Source organism: Paenibacillus sp. CH40 (genome assembly GCF_024213605.1).
GTDB lineage: Bacteria > Bacillota > Bacilli > Paenibacillales > Paenibacillaceae > Paenibacillus > Paenibacillus polymyxa_B.
In genome coordinates this window covers 1-457 of sequence record NZ_JANAVQ010000037.1, presented here as the reverse complement: position 1 = coordinate 457, position 457 = coordinate 1, and the positions used below count along the sequence as shown (strand labels likewise).

Sequence of the window (457 nt, the reverse complement as noted above, 5' to 3'; positions counted from 1 at the left end):
CCACATGCTGTGGCGGCAACGCTTCGCCGCTGGCAAATACGTGGCGCAGCGTGCCCAGCTTCGCTTGCATCACTTCCTGTGGCTGCTGCTCCACATATTCTAGGAACGCATGCAGCATGGCAGGTACAAAGTGCATCGTGCTCACGCCATCGCGGGCAATCGTATCGACGATGTCTTCCGGGTTCTTTTCCCCACCTACCGACAGCAAGCTCACCTTCGAGCCGACCAGCGACCACCAGAACAGCTCCCACACCGACACGTCGAACGTGAAGGCCGTCTTTTGCAGGATCGTATCTCCCGCACTCAAGCCGTATCGATCATGCATCCACAAAATCCGGTTCAGCACGGAATGATGCTCCACCATCACGCCCTTCGGTTTTCCGGTGGAGCCGGAGGTATAGATGACATAGGCTACATGGTGCGGGCCAGCCAGTGGCTCCAGATTCGAACCGTCTTT

Annotated in this window: 1 protein-coding gene; it reads right to left on the bottom strand. The window is 57.5% G+C overall.

The features are described from left to right. Positions 1 to 457, bottom strand: a 457-nt coding sequence (locus tag NLX73_RS24865; protein WP_254327614.1) for an AMP-binding protein, incomplete at both ends; no start/stop codon positions are given.